1 pseudogene is annotated in these 744 nt (G+C 41.1%); it reads left to right on the top strand.

From position 1 onward, the window contains the following. The first annotated feature begins 138 nt into the window (after nt 1-138). Nucleotides 139-611: pseudogene (gene tnpA, locus NRIC_RS18845) on the top strand (IS200/IS605 family transposase). Nucleotides 612-744 lie beyond the last annotated feature (133 nt).

The following is a 744-nucleotide window of genomic DNA, read 5'->3' as shown; positions in this document are numbered from 1 at the left end:
TTTTTGTATGTTTGAAAACCACCTGCTGTGCTGGTGGTTCAAAAGAGCTTCCAGCGTGGTAATAAAAAGACCTCCCAAAATTGATAAACTGATGTTGGTTTCCCGACCGCATCACCATCAAAGATAGGAGGTGTCCTTATGGAAAAGGACAAAGAAAGTTTATCACATAGTAAATGGAGATGTAAGTATCACATCGTGTTTGCGCCAAAATATCGGAGACAGATCATTTACGGAAAATATAGAGAAAGTATAGGTGAGATTATTCGCACACTCTGTGAAAGAAAAGGAGTAGAGATCATTGAGGCAAATGCCTGTGCAGATCATATTCATTTGCTTGTAAGTATTCCACCAAAGTTATGTGTTTCGCAATTCATGGGCTATTTAAAGGGAAAAAGTAGTTTAATGATATTCGACGTCATGCAGAGTTGAAATATCGCTATGGGAACCGAAAATTTTGGTGTCGAGGGTACTATGTAGACACGGTTGGACGGAATAAGGAGCAGATAGCTGAGTATATTCGTAAACAAATAAAAGAAGATTATTCAGCAGATCAGCTTACGTTGTTCGAAGAGGTAGACCCGTTTACAGGAGCAAAAAATAAAAAGAGATAGAGCGAGATTCTTTTAGAATCAGCGAGTAGAAGTGGTGCGGGGGGAAGCTTTCAGAGGGCCTTTTAGGCCGTGGCCGGTAAGAGAGGCTTCCAGCCGAAGAGCAAACCACCCGTTTTCACGGGTGGTTATGATT

Source organism: Enterococcus florum, assembly GCF_004309355.1.
GTDB lineage: Bacteria > Bacillota > Bacilli > Lactobacillales > Enterococcaceae > Enterococcus_A > Enterococcus_A florum.
This window is presented reverse-complemented; position numbering and strand designations above follow the sequence as displayed.